Below are 14,827 nucleotides of genomic sequence, written 5' to 3' on the forward strand. Positions count from 1 at the left end.
CCATCTGACGCGTTGTAAAGAACGCATTTCCAGGGTTTTTCCGGCTTTTCTTGCGGCTGCGCGAGGCGGAAATCGCAGCCGGTTGCCGGTGCACTCATCGGGTTCGTTTTTTATCCGGTCGCAGTGACGCGAGCTGTCTTGAAAAGTCGCATAATCGACTCACATGGGATGCACTGCAGCACGGAATCCGACGGTGTGCGTGCGGAGGCCGACAGTAGCTGGCCACGTGGGCGCGCAGGTTGTGCGATACTCGATTCAACGGTGGCCCGAAAGCTGCTGGCGGTATGGTTCGAACCGGCCCCCGCAGCCGGGCGCCCACGAAAGTACGGTTTGAAGTACGCGTTGGGCGAGACTGATCGAGTCCGGAAAAAGGGGGGCTGCGCCGGGATTGTCCGCACGGTGCGGCGGCCCGGTTCACCGGACGGCCGGTCGGGTTTCGGCAGGATTGCGGGCCTGTCCGAGTTGTTTAGAATGGGTGTATGGCGATTATCCCGGACAAGCAGGATTCAACCGTAGTGGAGCGGCAGGAGCAAAAGGTCAAACCGCCCTCCATGTACAAGGTCGTGCTGATGAATGACGACTACACGCCGATGGAATTCGTCGTGATGATCGTGCAGGAATATTTCAATAAGGATCGCGAGACCGCAACACAGATCATGTTGAAGGTGCATCGCGAGGGCAGGGGCGTTTGTGGGGTCTATACGCGGGACATCGCGTCGACCAAGGTTGAGCAAGTCGTTACCCACGCGCGGCAAGCGGGGCACCCGCTGCAGTGTGTGATGGAGGAAGCATGATTGCCCAGGAACTGGAAGTCAGCCTGCACATGGCGTTCATGGAAGCACGTCAAGCGCGGCATGAGTTCATCACGGTCGAGCATCTTTTGCTGGCGCTGTTGGATAACCCAACAGCGGCGGAGGTGCTGCGAGCGTGCGCCGCGAATATCGAAGACCTGCGACAGAACCTGCGCAACTTTATTCACGACAACACCCCTACGGTTCCCGGCACGGACGACGTCGATACGCAGCCGACGCTTGGGTTCCAGCGCGTGATCCAGCGCGCGATCATGCACGTTCAGTCCACTTCCAACGGCAAGAAGGAAGTGACGGGCGCGAACGTGCTGGTCGCGATCTTCGGCGAAAAGGACTCGCACGCGGTGTACTACCTGCAACAGCAGGGTGTCACGCGTCTGGACGTGGTGAATTTCATTTCGCACGGTATCGCGAAGACCGGTAGCGGCGAAGCCGCCAAGGCCAGCGACGCGAATGCCGAAGCCGAAGACGCGGCAGGCCAGAAGGAAACCCCGCTCGCCCAGTTCACGCAGAATCTGAACCAGATGGCGAAGGACGGGCGCATCGATCCGCTGATCGGGCGCGAGCTCGAGGTCGAACGCGTGGTGCAGGTGCTGTGCCGCCGCCGCAAGAACAATCCGCTGCTCGTGGGTGAAGCCGGCGTGGGCAAGACCGCCATCGCGGAAGGCCTCGCCTGGCGCATCACGCGCGGCGAAGTGCCGGACATTCTCGCGGACGCACAGGTCTACTCGCTCGACATGGGCGCGTTGCTGGCAGGCACGAAATATCGCGGCGACTTCGAACAGCGTCTGAAGACGGTGCTCAAGGAGCTCAAGGAGCGTCCGCACGCGATTCTCTTCATCGACGAGATTCATACGCTGATCGGCGCGGGCGCTGCCTCGGGCGGCACGCTCGATGCTTCGAATCTGCTCAAGCCGGCGCTTTCGTCGGGCACGCTCAAGTGCATCGGCGCGACCACGTTCACGGAATACCGCGGCATCTTCGAAAAGGACGCGGCGCTCTCGCGGCGCTTCCAGAAGATCGACGTGGTCGAGCCTACCGTCGAGCAGACGGTGGCGATTCTGCGCGGCCTGAAGTCGCGCTTCGAAGAGCACCACGGCGTGAAGTATTCGTCGGGCGCGCTGAACGCGGCGGCCGAGCTTTCCGCGCGCTTCATCACCGACCGTCATTTGCCCGACAAGGCGATCGACGTGATCGACGAAGCGGGCGCGGCGCAGCGCATCCTGCCGAAGTCGAAGCAGAAAAAGACCATCGGCAAGAGCGAGATCGAAGAGATCATCTCGAAGATCGCGCGCGTGCCGGCGCAAAGCGTGTCGCAGGACGACCGCAGCAAGCTCCAGACGCTCGACCGCGATCTGAAAGCTGTCGTGTTCGGCCAGGATCCCGCCATCGACGCGCTTTCGGCTTCGATCAAGATGGCGCGCGCGGGTCTGGGCAAGACCGACAAGCCGATCGGCTCGTTCCTGTTCTCCGGCCCGACCGGCGTCGGCAAGACCGAAGTGGCGCGTCAGCTCGCGTTCACGCTCGGCATCGAGCTGATCCGCTTCGACATGTCGGAGTACATGGAGCGCCATGCGGTGAGCCGTCTGATCGGCGCGCCGCCGGGCTATGTGGGGTTCGATCAGGGTGGCCTGCTGACCGAGGCCGTCACGAAGAAGCCGCACTGCGTGCTGCTGCTCGACGAAATCGAGAAGGCGCACCCGGACATCTTCAACGTGCTGCTGCAGGTGATGGACCATGGCACGCTGACCGACAACAACGGCCGCAAGGCGGACTTCCGCAACGTCATTATCATCATGACGACGAACGCGGGCGCCGACACGATGAACAAGTCGACGATCGGTTTCACGACCCGGCGCGAGCAGGGCGACGAAATGGCCGATATCAAGCGGCTGTTCACGCCCGAGTTCCGCAACCGGCTCGATCAGACGATCAGCTTCCGTGCGCTCGATGAGGAAATCATCATGCGCGTGGTCGACAAGTTCCTCATGCAACTGGAAGACCAGTTGCATGAGAAGAAGGTCGACGCGCTCTTCACCGATGCGCTGCGCAAGCATCTGGCCAAGCACGGTTTCGACCCGCTCATGGGCGCGCGGCCGATGCAACGCCTGATCCAGGACACGATCCGCCGTGCGCTCGCCGACGAACTGCTGTTCGGCAAGCTCATGAACGGCGGCCGCGTGACCGTGGACGTGGACGACGAGGACAAGATCCAGCTCACGTTCGACGCGCAGCCGGCGCCGCGTAATCCGGAAGCGGTGGAAGTGGAATAACTGCCGTGGAATAACTGCGGCGGCGCGAAGCGCGCGCAAGTTTCAAGGCACAACGGCGTAGCTCATCACGGGCTACGCCGTTTTATTTTGGGTATGAAAAGCAGGAATCCGAAATAATTGCGTCGTCCGCGTCATGACCCGATGCCCGGGTGTCAAGGTGAATGAGGCGCCGCAAAGTAAAATAGGCGTTTATCTCGCCGTTGGCGTTTTCACGATGCGCAGCGCTTCAGTGCGTTTGCGCAAAGCAGGGGTGTAAGAGTGGTACCACGTAAATCGGGCGCGTTCGACTCCATCGTCGAGCGCGAGCAGGGGCTGCGCCAAGGCTTGTCCGCGGGCCAGATGACAATGATCGCCATCGGCGGCGCGGTGGGCACCGGGCTCTTTCTCGGCAGCGGCTTCGCCATCGGTTTTGCCGGGCCGGGCGTGCTCGTGTCCTATGCCATCGGCGCGCTGATCGCCTTGTTGCTGATGGGCGCGCTTGCCGAGATGACCGTCGCGCATCCGACCTCGGGATCGTTCGGCGCGTATGCCGAGCACTATATCGGTCCGCTCGCCGGCTTCGTCGTGCGCTACGCTTACTGGTCCGCCTATGTGCTGGCCGTGGGCACCGAAGTCGCGGCCATCGCCATCTACATGAAGTTCTGGTTCCCGCAGGTGCCGGGGCTCTACTGGATCGTCGGGTTCTCGGCGGCGCTGATCGTCGTGAACGCCATGAGCGTGCGGGCCTACGGCACCATCGAGTATCTCTTTTCCAGCCTCAAGATTGCGGCCATCGTCGCGTTCATCGTGCTGGGCGCCTGGTTCGTGTGGCGCGCGCCCGCCGGCTCGGGCGTGGGGTTCGCGAACTACACGTCGCACGGCGGGCTGCTGCCCAAGGGCTGGTGGGGCGTCTGGGTGGGCACGATCGTTTCGCTTTTCAGCTATCTGGGCGTGGAAACCATCGCGGTTGCCGCGGCGGAAGCCAGGGATCCGGCCCGTGCGGTCACGCGCGCGTTCCGCGCCACGGTGCTGCGCCTCGTGCTGTTCTACCTGCTCACGCTCGCGCTCATGCTCGCCATCGTCCCCTGGACCGAGGCGGGCGGCAACGAAAGCCCCTTCGTGAGGGTGATGGCCGAAACCGGCGTGCCGTACGCGGCGGGCGCGATCAACTTCATCGTGCTCGTGGCCGCGCTCTCGGCCATGAACAGCCAGCTCTATATCACCACGCGCATGATGTTCAGCCTCTCGCGCGCGGGCTACGCGCCGGCGGCGTTCGGGCGGCTCACGCCCAACGGCGTGCCGACGGCGGCGCTCTCGCTCTCGACCATCGGCATCGCCGTGGCGGCCGTGCTCAACGCGCTCTGGCCGCAGGCGGCGTTCACGCTGATGATGTCGATTGCGATGTTCGGCGCGATGTTCACGTGGTTCATGATTTTCGTGACGCAGATTTTCTTCCGCGTGCAGCGCGGGAGCGATGGGAGTGCGCCGCTCGAATTCCGTATGTGGGGCTTTCCGTTCATGAGCGTGCTGGGCGCGCTGCTAATGCTAGGCATCCTGGTCGGCACCGCGTTCACACGCGAATTCCGCATGACGCTTGCATATGGGCTGGCGTTCCTGGCGGTGCTCGTGGTGGTGTACGCGCTGTGGTATCGCCGGCGGCACCCTGCGGCGCAGATCCAAGGGTCGCCCTGAACGCAAAAAAGCACGCCGCGGCGTGCTTTTTGGTTCCTGCGAGTGCTGAACGGGTGCGTGAGGCTCAGTGCTTGCCCGTGCTGCCGAAGCCGCCCGTGCCGCGCTCGCTCGCGTCGAAATCGTCGACGAGATTGAACTGCGCCTGAACGACCGGCACGATCACGAGTTGTGCGAGGCGCTCCATCGGATTGAGCGTGAAAGTGGTGTGGCCGCGGTTCCAGGTGGAGATCATCAGCTCGCCCTGGTAGTCGGAGTCGATCAGGCCGACGAGGTTGCCGAGCACGATGCCGTGCTTGTGGCCGAGGCCCGAGCGCGGCAGGATCAGCGCCGCGTAGCCCGGATCGGCCAGATGGATCGCGAGGCCGGTCGGCACGAGCTTCGTTTCGCCGGGCTCGAGCGTGAGCGGCGTTTCGATGCAGGCGCGCAGGTCGAGGCCCGCGCTGCCCGGCGTCGCGTAGTGGGGCAGCTGGTCGCGCATGCGTTCGTTCAGGATCTTGATGTCGATTTTCATGAGGCTCCGATTCGATCGGGGTCAGGGTTAGTCAGCTTCGAGGCAACTGGAAGGCCTCTGCGAGAAGTTCGTAAGAGCGCAGGCGTGCCGCGTAGCTGCCTGCGACGGTCAGCACGATGAGTTCATCGGCGCGAAAGCTGTCCTTGAGCGCGTGCAGGCGCTCGGTGACGCTCTCGGGCGTGCCGATGATGCTGCGCGGTTTTTCGCGATCGATCACGACCTGCTCGCGCTCGCCGTATTCCTGTGCGCGGCCCTGTTCGAGGCTCGGAATGGGTGCGTTCAGGCCATAGGCCATCTGCACCCGGCGCAAGTCGACGGCTTTTTCGAGGTCGGCGGCTTCGGCTTCGGTGTCGGCGCAGATCGCGAACACCGCGCACGCGAGGTACGGCTTCTGCTCGTGGCCGGGCAGGAAGGTGTCGCGGTAGGTGTTGGCCACCAGGTGCCCGAAGTGCGCGTTAATGAAATGCGCGAACGAGAAACGCAGCCCGAGTTGCGCGGCGAGCGCGCCGCCGAAGTCGCTCGAGCCCAGCACCCAGAGCTGCGGGCGCGTGGCGATCTGCGGCTGCAATGCGACGCCGTGCGCAAGGTGGTCGGTGGCGAGCGTGCCGTCCATCAGGCCGACGAGATCCTGCACCTGCTGCGTGAACTGGTCGCCGCGATTGTAGGCACCCGCCGCGACGGCCTGCGCGGTGCGCATGTCGCCGCCCGGCGCGCGGCCCACGCCGAGATCGACGCGCCCCGGGAACAGCGCTTCGAGCATCATGAACTGCTCGGCGACCTTGAACGGGCTGTAGTAGGGCAGCATGATGCCGCCCGAGCCGATGCGGATGCGTTTGGTCACGCTGCCCAGGTGCGCGAGCATGACTTCTGGGGCGGGGTTGCACACGCCCAGCAGGCCGTGGTGCTCGGCGCACCAGTAGCGCGTGTAGCCGAGGTCGTCGGCGAGCTGTGCGAGTTCGACGGTGGCGGCGATGGCGTCCGCCGCGGTGTGCCCGGCGATCACGGGCGACTGGTCCAGCACCGAAAGCAGTGTCATGGCAGTACTGCTCCTTCACTTCGTTCGCGGCGCTGCGCGTCAGCGCCCGAGGGCGCCGGCGCGCGCGTCACGAGATGATGCCCGGGTCCGGCAGACGCCGCGCGATTTCGGCGATCAGCGTCTGCGCGAGCGCCTGCTTGGCCGCGCGCGGCAGCGGCGTGCGGCCGGCAGCTTCGAACAGCACGACTTCGTTGTCGTCCTGGCCGAAGGTGAGCGGGCCGAGATTGCCGATTAGCAGCGGCACCTTCTTGCGCGCGCGCTTTTCTTCGCCGTGCACCTCGAGGTCGCCGCTTTCGGCCGCGAAGCCCACGCAGTACGGCGGATTCGGCATGGCCGCAACCGACGCCAGAATGTCGGGGTTCTCGACGAAGCTGAACGTCGGCATGCGCTGCCCGGCGGTCTTCTTGATCTTGTGCTCGGCGACGTGATCGACGCGCCAGTCGGCCACCGCGGCCACGCCGATGAAAACATCGGCATCAGGTGCCTCGCGCATCACCGCGTCGTACATTTGCTGCGCGGTCTGCACGTCTTCGCGCCAGACGCCCCACGGCGTGGGCAGCGCGACCGGGCCCGCGACCAGATGCACCTCGGCGCCGGCCTGCTGCGCCGCGCGCGCGAGCGCGAAGCCCATTTTGCCGCTCGAGCGGTTCGTGATGCCGCGCACCGGGTCGAGCGGCTCGAAGGTCGGTCCAGCCGTGATCAGGAGCTTGCGGCCCGCAAGCAGCTTGGGCGCGAAGAACGCGACGATGGCCTCGTAAATGGCTTCCGGCTCCAGCATGCGCCCGTCGCCGACTTCGCCGCAAGCCTGCGGGCCGGAATCGGGGCCGAGCGTCTCAACGCCGTCCGCGCGCAGTTGCGCGACGTTGCGCTGGGTGGCCGGGTTGTTCCACATCTGCCGGTTCATGGCCGGCACGACCAGCAGCGGGCAGTCGCGCGCGACGCACATCGTGGAGAGCAGGTCGTCAGCGAAACCGTGCGCGAGCTTCGCAAGGAAGTCGGTGGAGGCGGGCGCGACGACGATGGCGTCCGCCTCGCGCGAGAGGTCGATGTGCGCCATGTTGTTGGGCATGCGGCCGTCCCACTGGCTCGTGTAGACGGGGCGGCCCGAGAGCGCCTGCATCGTGACCGGCGTGATGAACTGCGTGGCCGCTTCGGTCATCACGATCTGCACCGTCGCGCCGGCCTTGGTCAGCAGGCGCGTGAGCTCGGCGATCTTGTAGCAGGCGATGCCACCCGTCATGCCGAGCACGAGGTGGCGTCCGGTCAGCTCGCCCGGGTTTGCAGCGGAGGTGTTCAAATCAGGTCTCCTGTCTCTCCGAGACGCGCAATGGACGTGCGATGGACGCGCTCAGCGCGAGCTGCGCACGCGCCGCAATTCGTCGAACACCAGCAGGATGGCGCCAACGGTGATTGCGCTATCGGCAACGTTGAACGCCGGCCAGTGCGACGAACCCAGGTGGAAGTCGAGGAAGTCGATCACATGGCCGTACATCAGGCGGTCGAGCACGTTGCCGAGCGCGCCGCCGAGTATCAGCGCCAGTGCGGTGCAAAAGAGGCGTTGCCCTGCGTGGCGCTTGAGCAGGTAGCAGATCACGATGGCCGCGACCACGCCGAGCGCCGTGAACGCCCAGCGCTGCCAGCCGCCCGCCGCGGCGAGGAAGCTGAACGCCGCGCCCTTGTTGTAGACCAGCACGAGGTTGAAGAACGGCGTGATCACGCGGCCTTCGCCGTAGCTGAACACCTTGGCGATGGCGATCTTCGTGAGCTGGTCGGCGAGGATCACGATCACCGCGATGCCGAGCCACGGCGCGAGCGTGCCGCGCGCGCCGTTCGACTTCGACTGTTTCGGCAGGGTCGTCTTGGCCATTATGCCGCGCTCCGCGCTTCGCCGTGGCCGAACAGATTGACCACGCAGCGGCCGCACAGGCCCGGGTGCTCGGCGTTCGTGCCAACGTCTTCACGGTAGTGCCAGCAACGCTCGCACTTGAGGTACTTCGACGTGACGACTTCGACGCCTTCGTCGGCTTCGCTTTCGACCTTCACGACTTCGGCCGCCGAGGTGATCAGCACGAACTTGAGGTCCTCGCCCAGCGTCGCCAGTGCGTCGTAACGCGCGCCGCTTGCCAGAATGCGCACTTCGGCTTGCAGCGACGAGCCGATCTGGTTCGCCACGCGGGCCTCTTCGAGCGCCTTCGTCACGTTGCCGCGCACTTCGCGCAGGAGCGTCCACTTGGCGATTAGCTCGGGAGCCTGCGCGATGTCCGGGAACGCGTGGAACGTCTCGGTAAAGATGGTCGTGGTGTTCGGCTGGAACACCTTCCAGGCTTCCTCGGCCGTGAACGAGAGGAACGGCGCAAGGATGCGCAGCAGGCTGTGCGTGATGTGGTGCAGCGCGGTCTGCGCGGCACGGCGCGCGGCCGAATCCGGCGCGCTCGTGTACAGGCGGTCCTTGAGCACGTCCAGATAGAAGCCGCCCATGTCTTCCGAGCAGAATGTCTGGAGCTTCGCCACGACCGGGTGGAACTCGTAACGGTCGTAGTGGGACAGCACGTCGCTTTGCAGCGTGTGCGTGAGCGCGACGGCGTAGCGGTCGATTTCGAGCCACTGATCGGCGGGCAGCGCGTGCTTCTCGAAGTCGAAGTCCGAGAGGTTCGAAAGCAGGAAGCGCAGCGTGTTACGGATGCGGCGATAGCCTTCCGTCACGCGCTTGAGAATCTCTTCCGAGATCGCCAGTTCGCCCGAGTAGTCGGTCGAGGCGATCCACAGACGGATGATTTCCGCGCCCAGGCGGTTCGCGACTTCATGCGGATCGACGCCGTTGCCGAGCGACTTCGACATCTTGCGGCCTTCGCCGTCGACGGTGAAGCCGTGCGTGAGCAGCGCGTTGTACGGCGGGCGGCCGTCGAGCATCGAAGCCGTGAGCAGCGACGAATGGAACCAGCCGCGGTGCTGGTCCGAGCCTTCGAGATAGAGGTCGGCCGGGAACTGGAGGTCGTCCTTGTGCGAGCCGCGCAGCACGTGCCAGTGCGTCGTGCCCGAGTCGAACCACACGTCGAGCGTGTCGCGGTTCTTCTCGTACATATTGGCGTCGTCACCGATCAATTCGCGCGGGTCGAGCGTCTGCCACGCCTCGATGCCTTCCTTCTCCACGCGCCTGGCGACTTCTTCGAGCAGCTCCAGCGTGCGCGGATGCAGCTCGCCGGTTTCCTTGTGCACGAAGAACGCCATCGGCACGCCCCATTGGCGCTGGCGCGAGAGCGTCCAGTCGGGGCGGTTCGCGATCATCGAGTAGAGGCGCTGCTTGCCCCACGACGGGTAGAACGCCGTCGCCTCGATGCCTTCGAGCGCCGTTTCGCGCAGCGTCTTGCCGCCTTCCTTCGGGGTGACGTCCATGCCCGCGAACCACTGCGAGGTGGCGCGGTAGATGATGGGCGTCTTGTGGCGCCAGCAGTGCATGTAGCTGTGCAGGTACTTTTCGCTGCGCAGCAGGGTGCCGGCGGCGTCGAGCGCATCGACGATCTTCGGGTTCGCGGCCCAGATCGTGAGGCCGCCGAAGAGCGGCAGCGATTCGATGTAGCGGCCATCGCCCATCACCGGGCTGATGATGTCCGAGTCGGCCATGCCGTGCGACTTGCACGACACGAAGTCTTCCACGCCGTAGGCGGGCGCCGAGTGCACGATGCCCGTGCCGGTGTCGGTCGTGACATAGTCGCCCAGATAGATGGGCGAAGTGCGCTTGAAGCCCGGATGCGCCGCGGCGAGCGGGTGATGGAAGCGCAGGTTCGCGAGCTTCTCGCCCGGCGTGGTGGCGACGATCGTGCCGGTCAGGCCGAAGTCCTTCATGCAGTCTTCAACGCGCTCTTGCGCGAGAATCAGCAAGCCGCGCTCGGTGTCCACGAGCGCGTAGGCGATCTCCGGATGCACGTTGAGCGCCTGGTTCGACGGGATGGTCCACGGCGTGGTGGTCCAGATCACGATGCCGCCTTCCTCGCGGGGCAGGGCGGCGAGGCCGAACGCCTTTGCCGTCTGCTCGGGTTGCGCGAACGGGAACAGCACGTCGATGGTCGGATCGGTCTTGTCCTTGTACTCGACCTCGGCCTCGGCCAGCGCCGAGCCGCAGTCGAAGCACCAGTTCACGGGCTTCAGGCCCCGGAACACGTAGCCCTTCTCGATGATCTTCGCGAGCGCGCGAATCTCGTTCGCCTCGTTCACGAAGTTCATGGTCTTGTACGGGTTGTCCCAGTCGCCGAGCACGCCCAGGCGCTTGAAGCCGGCCTTTTGCGTCTCGATCTGGCCGGCCGCGTACTCGCGCGCCTTCTTCATCACTTCCTGGGCAGGCAGCGACTTGCCGAACTGCTTCTCGATCTGGATCTCGATCGGCATGCCGTGACAGTCCCAGCCCGGCACGTAGACCGCGTCGTAGCCCGCGAGATTGCGCGCCTTGACGATCATGTCCTTGAGGATCTTGTTGACCGCGTGGCCGAGGTGGATGTCGCCGTTTGCATACGGCGGGCCGTCGTGCAGGATGAACTTCTTGCGGCCCTTCGAGGCCTCGCGGATCTTCTTGTAGATGCCTTGCTCTTCCCACTCCTTGACCCATTGCGGCTCGCGCTTGGGCAGGTCGCCACGCATCGGGAACGGGGTGTCCAGAAGATTGACGGGGTACTTCGATTCGGACTTCTGCGCGGCTTTGCCGGAGGATGCTTTCTTGTCGCTCATGGTGAGATCACGTGGAATTCGGGGGATGCTCGGCGTCAGCATTGCGGCCATGCCGCGCAACCGTCGCCTCGGGCGCCGCACACTGCCGAAGTTGCGGCGCCTCGCGGGCGGAGCGGCCCGTGCGTGCCGTGGTCTCGCCTTGCAGGACAAGACACGCGCGCGGGCCGCGGCTTACCTAATTCGGTCGGTGGCCGAGGTGGCGAAGCCGGTGGAGCGGCTGCCGGTTACATCGATGCCCGCGGCGGCGAACCACGCGCGGGTGTTCGCCACGTCGCGCGCAATCGCGGCGGTGAGCGTTTCGAGGTCGGCGAACTTCTCCTCGTCGCGCAACTTCTTGAGGAATTCGACGCGCACGAGCTTGCCGTAGGCGTCGCCGTGCCAGTCGAGCAAATGGACTTCGAGCAGCACGCGGCCCGAGTCGTCCACCGTCGGGCGCAGGCCGAGGCTCGCGACGCCGGGCAGCGGATGGTCGGCGATACCGTGCACCTGCACGACGAAGATGCCCTTGAGCGCCGGTCGCTTGTGGCCGATCGGCAGGTTCAGCGTGGGAAAGCCGAGGTCGCGGCCGAGCTTCAGGCCGTGCGTGACATGCCCGCTGATCTCGTAGCCGCGGCCAAGCGAGGCGCGCGCCGCGTCGAGGTCGCCCGCCGCGAGTTGTGTGCGCACGGCGGAGCTGGAGATGCGCACGCCCGACGGATCGGCTACGGTGGCCATCTGCTCGACTTCGAAACCGTGCTCGGCGCCCGCGACCTGCAGCGAGGCGAAGTCGCCCGCGCGTCTGGCGCCGTAGCGGAAGTCGTCGCCGATCATCATCCAGCGCGCATGCAGGCCGCCCACGATGATGCGCTCGACGAACGCGTCGGGCGACTGGCTCGCAAACGTGTGGTTGAAGTGCTCGACCACGACGCGGTCCACGCCGTTCTCGCGCAGCGCTTCGAGCTTGTCGCGCAGCATGGCGATGCGCGGCGGGGCGCTGGCCGGGTTGAAGAACTCGCGCGGATGCGGCTCGAAGGTCATCACGCAGACGGGCAGGCCGCGCGCGTCTGCGGCAGCGCGCACGCGCGCGAGCAACGCCTGATGCCCGCGGTGGACACCGTCGAAGTTGCCGATGGTGAGCGCGCAGGGCGCGCGACTTTCGGCGTTGGGAAGACCGCGGAAGACTCTCACGATAGCGGAACCTGGAGGAACCTGAGGGAACCTGGAAAAGTGCGCGCGAGCCATGCGCGCCGATCAAGACCGGTTATGCGGCCACGGCCGCGACTAAACAGGAGATTATAAACGCACGGGACGACGATCGCCGCCGCGCGAGCGTCGGACGCCTTCCCCGATGATAAAATCCGCGGATGAAAAATCTCGTCATTCTGATTTCCGGGCGGGGCAGCAACATGGAGGCCATCGTGCGCGCATGCGCGCAGGAAGCCTGGCCGGCGCGCGTCGCCGCCGTGATTGCCAACCGTCCCGACGCCGCGGGCCTCGCGTTCGCGGCGTCGCATGGCATTGCCACGGCGGTCGTCGACCACCGCCAGTATCCGGACCGTGCCGCCTTCGACTCGGCGCTCGCCCAGGTAATAGACGGCTTCACGCCGGACCTCGTCGTGCTCGCGGGCTTCATGCGCGTGCTGACCGAGGGCTTCGTGCAGCGTTATTCGGGTCGCATGCTCAATATCCATCCGTCGCTGCTGCCGAGCTTTCCTGGCTTGAAAACGCACGAAAAAGCGATCGACGCGGGCTGCCGCGTGCATGGCGCCACGGTCCATTTTGTCACTCCGACGCTCGATCATGGTCCGATCGTGATGCAATCGGTCGTGCCCGTGCGCACGGGCGACGACGCCGCGGCGCTCGCCGCGCGCGTGCTCAAGACCGAACACGTGATTTATCCGCGTGCGGTGCGCTGGTTCGTCGAAGGGCGCCTCGCGCTCGACGGCGAGCGCGTGACGCTCACGCCGCCCGAGGCGCAGTGGCTCTTCCCTGACGAGGCCGACGTGCAAGAAAACACACAAGCAAGTGCACAAACACACGCCGGGGAGGGCGCATGAGGCTGCATGGTTTCCTGATCGGACAGACCGAGACGTTGCTTGCCGACGTACTCAAGTTCACTGGCCCCGCCGATGCGGTGACGAGCCGCTTCTTCCGCGAGCACCCGAAGCTCGGCCATGCCGAGCGTGGCGTGATTGCCGAGGCGGTGTTCGCCGTGCTGCGCCGGCGCATGGAGTTCGCGCACCTGGCCGAGAGCGGCACGGGCAGCCCGACGCGGCGCCTCACGCTGCTCGGCCTGATGGCGACCGCGGGGCGCTCGGCCATCCGCCCGTTCGTTTCCGACGCCGAGGCAACCTGGCTCGAGCACGTCGCGAAGATCGATCCGGTTAGCCTGCCGCAGCGCGTGCAGCTCAATTTGCCCGAGTGGATCGTAAAGGCGCTGGAAACGCGTTTCGAGGCCGCCGAGCTCGCGCAACTGGCCGCCGCGCTGAACTACCCGGCGCCGCTCGACCTGCGCGCGAACCCGATCAAGGCGAGCCGCGACGAGCTGCTGCGCGCGCTGGCCGCAGTCGGCATCGAAGCCGGCGAAACGCCGTTCGCGCCGTTCGGCGTGCGCGTGACGGGCAAGCCCGCGCTCGCCAGGCTCGACGCGTTCAAGGAAGGCTGGTTCGAGGTGCAGGACGAGGGCAGCCAGCTGCTGTGCTCGCTCGTCGCGCCGCGCCGCGGCGAGATGGTGGTCGACTTCTGCGCGGGCGCGGGCGGCAAGACGCTGGCGCTTGGCGCGATGATGCGCTCGACGGGCCGTCTCTATGCGTTCGACATTTCCGAGCGGCGCCTCGCCAAGCTCAAGCCGCGCCTTGCGCGCAGCGGCTTGTCGAACGTGAATCCCGTGCTGATCGACAGCGAGCATGACGCCAAGATCAAGCGCCTGATCGGCAAGATCGACCGCGTCCTCGTGGATGCGCCGTGCTCGGGGCTTGGCACCCTGCGCCGCAACCCCGACCTCAAATGGCGCCAGTCGCCGGAGTCGCTCGCCGAGCTTGCGCCCAAGCAGCTTTCGATTCTCACGAGCGCGGCGCGCCTGCTCAAGCGCGGCGGCCGCCTCGTCTACGCGACCTGCAGCATTCTGGAAGCCGAGAACGAAGCGGTCGTGAAGCAGTTCCTCGAAGCCCATCCCGACTTCGTGCTGGTGAACGCACGCGAGGCGCTGGCAGATCAGCGCGTGGACCTCGACACCGGCGAGTACCTGTCGATGTGGCCGCACCGCCACGCCACGGACGGCTTCTTTGCCGCCGTGCTGGAGCGCCGCGGCGAAGCGCAACCGAAGGCGAAGAAGACTGGCGCCGTCACGACGCCGGACGAGGCTGCCGCCGAAACCGAAACCGCCGACGCCATCGCAAAGGCGCAGCAGTCCGAGGCCGACGAGCCGGACGCGGCACTGGAATAAGCAAGCGGTTGTGACCAATCGCTCGGGGCCGTCCGGTGGAAGCCGGACGGCCCCGCGTCGCATTGGGCTCCTTCATCGGGGGTCTTTTTTACGACGTTGCGTATTCGCGACACCATCAGCGAGTGCAGAATTCAGGGCCGGGGCGCATAGCTCCGCCGGCGCAGCGCGCCATGCGGCTATCGGTCATCCGGCGCACGCGCCCGATCCGGTGCCCTGATCACTTAAGGTCATGTTAAGGCGTAGCTGCGATCCTGTTAGCTGAATGGCGCTAGAGGCTAATGGGGTTCGAAGACGTATTCGAAGGCACAGAAAAGACCCGAGCGGGTGTGGCAAACCGCCTCAAAAATACGGACGGAGATTGACTCCGCCGTCATTTGGGAAAAA

General features: G+C 65.6%; 11 protein-coding genes. 5 read left to right on the top strand and 6 right to left on the bottom strand.

The features are described from left to right. Nucleotides 1-479 precede the first annotated feature (479 nt). The 3 genes from clpS (at nt 480) to L5014_RS06365 (ending at nt 4,753) form a co-directional block, all read left to right on the top strand. Complete coding sequence (gene clpS / locus L5014_RS06355; protein ID WP_238462727.1) at nt 480-794, top strand: ATP-dependent Clp protease adapter ClpS; 315 nt, start codon at nt 480-482, stop codon at nt 792-794. After that, entirely contained in the window at nt 791-3,082 is a 2,292-nt protein-coding gene (gene clpA, locus L5014_RS06360) for an ATP-dependent Clp protease ATP-binding subunit ClpA (RefSeq protein WP_238462728.1), read from the top strand. The genes clpS and clpA overlap by 4 nt, the downstream gene beginning before the upstream one ends. 258 nt (nt 3,083-3,340) lie before the next feature. Continuing rightward, nucleotides 3,341-4,753: an amino acid permease gene (locus L5014_RS06365; protein WP_238462729.1), complete on the top strand. Its 1,413-nt coding sequence runs from the start codon at nt 3,341-3,343 to the stop codon at nt 4,751-4,753. 64 nt (nt 4,754-4,817) lie between these two features. On the opposite strand, the gene dut is transcribed toward L5014_RS06365, so the two are convergent. The 6 genes from dut to L5014_RS06395 all read right to left on the bottom strand — a co-directional run bounded on the left by dut (nt 4,818) and on the right by L5014_RS06395 (nt 12,186). Further along, the gene (gene dut / locus L5014_RS06370) at nt 4,818-5,264 is read right to left on the bottom strand and encodes a dUTP diphosphatase (protein ID WP_238462730.1); all 447 of its coding nucleotides are present in this window, start codon (nt 5,262-5,264) and stop codon (nt 4,818-4,820) included. Nucleotides 5,265-5,295: 31 nt separating this feature from the next. Further along, on the bottom strand, nt 5,296-6,300 hold the full coding sequence (locus L5014_RS06375) for an LLM class flavin-dependent oxidoreductase (protein WP_238462731.1): 1,005 nt from the start codon (nt 6,298-6,300) through the stop codon (nt 5,296-5,298). A 67-nt stretch (nt 6,301-6,367) separates the two neighbouring features. Then, on the bottom strand, nt 6,368-7,597 hold the full coding sequence (gene coaBC / locus L5014_RS06380) for a bifunctional phosphopantothenoylcysteine decarboxylase/phosphopantothenate--cysteine ligase CoaBC (RefSeq protein WP_274389259.1): 1,230 nt from the start codon (nt 7,595-7,597) through the stop codon (nt 6,368-6,370). Nucleotides 7,598-7,648: 51 nt separating this feature from the next. Further along, the gene (gene lspA / locus L5014_RS06385) at nt 7,649-8,167 is read right to left on the bottom strand and encodes a signal peptidase II (protein WP_238462732.1); all 519 of its coding nucleotides are present in this window, start codon (nt 8,165-8,167) and stop codon (nt 7,649-7,651) included. After that, nucleotides 8,167-11,019 carry an isoleucine--tRNA ligase gene (gene ileS / locus L5014_RS06390; RefSeq protein WP_238462733.1) on the bottom strand — a complete coding sequence of 951 codons (2,853 nt, stop codon included), beginning with the start codon at nt 11,017-11,019 and terminating at the stop codon, nt 8,167-8,169. Before ileS ends, lspA begins: the two co-directional genes overlap by 1 nt. Nucleotides 11,020-11,190: 171 nt before the next feature. After that, on the bottom strand, nt 11,191-12,186 hold the full coding sequence (locus L5014_RS06395) for a bifunctional riboflavin kinase/FAD synthetase (RefSeq protein WP_238462734.1): 996 nt from the start codon (nt 12,184-12,186) through the stop codon (nt 11,191-11,193). Between the two features lie 176 nt (nt 12,187-12,362). Here L5014_RS06395 and purN point away from each other — a divergent pair, with 176 nt between their 5' ends. Together purN and L5014_RS06405 are read left to right on the top strand one after the other, a co-directional pair. Further along, nucleotides 12,363-13,055, top strand: coding sequence for a phosphoribosylglycinamide formyltransferase (gene purN / locus L5014_RS06400; RefSeq protein WP_238462735.1), 693 nt, complete (start codon nt 12,363-12,365; stop codon nt 13,053-13,055). Beyond that, the gene (locus tag L5014_RS06405) at nt 13,052-14,443 is read left to right on the top strand and encodes an RsmB/NOP family class I SAM-dependent RNA methyltransferase (RefSeq protein WP_238462736.1); all 1,392 of its coding nucleotides are present in this window, start codon (nt 13,052-13,054) and stop codon (nt 14,441-14,443) included. Before purN ends, L5014_RS06405 begins: the two co-directional genes overlap by 4 nt. Nucleotides 14,444-14,827: the final 384 nt, after the last annotated feature.

Source organism: Paraburkholderia tagetis (assembly GCF_022213065.1).
Taxonomy (GTDB): domain Bacteria; phylum Pseudomonadota; class Gammaproteobacteria; order Burkholderiales; family Burkholderiaceae; genus Paraburkholderia; species Paraburkholderia tagetis.

Bases quoted from the DNA above. Each gene is read 5' to 3' on its own strand.
- L5014_RS06375 (WP_238462731.1), bottom strand. From the start codon at position 6,300: ATGACACTGCTTTCGGTGCTGGACCAGTCGCCCGTGATCGCCGGGCAC.
- clpS (WP_238462727.1), top strand. From the start codon at position 480: ATGGCGATTATCCCGGACAAGCAGGATTCAACCGTAGTGGAGCGGCAG.
- dut (WP_238462730.1), bottom strand. From the start codon at position 5,264: ATGAAAATCGACATCAAGATCCTGAACGAACGCATGCGCGACCAGCTG.
- lspA (WP_238462732.1), bottom strand. From the start codon at position 8,167: ATGGCCAAGACGACCCTGCCGAAACAGTCGAAGTCGAACGGCGCGCGC.
- L5014_RS06405 (WP_238462736.1), top strand. From the start codon at position 13,052: ATGAGGCTGCATGGTTTCCTGATCGGACAGACCGAGACGTTGCTTGCC.
- clpA (WP_238462728.1), top strand. From the start codon at position 791: ATGATTGCCCAGGAACTGGAAGTCAGCCTGCACATGGCGTTCATGGAA.
- purN (WP_238462735.1), top strand. From the start codon at position 12,363: ATGAAAAATCTCGTCATTCTGATTTCCGGGCGGGGCAGCAACATGGAG.
- ileS (WP_238462733.1), bottom strand. From the start codon at position 11,019: ATGAGCGACAAGAAAGCATCCTCCGGCAAAGCCGCGCAGAAGTCCGAA.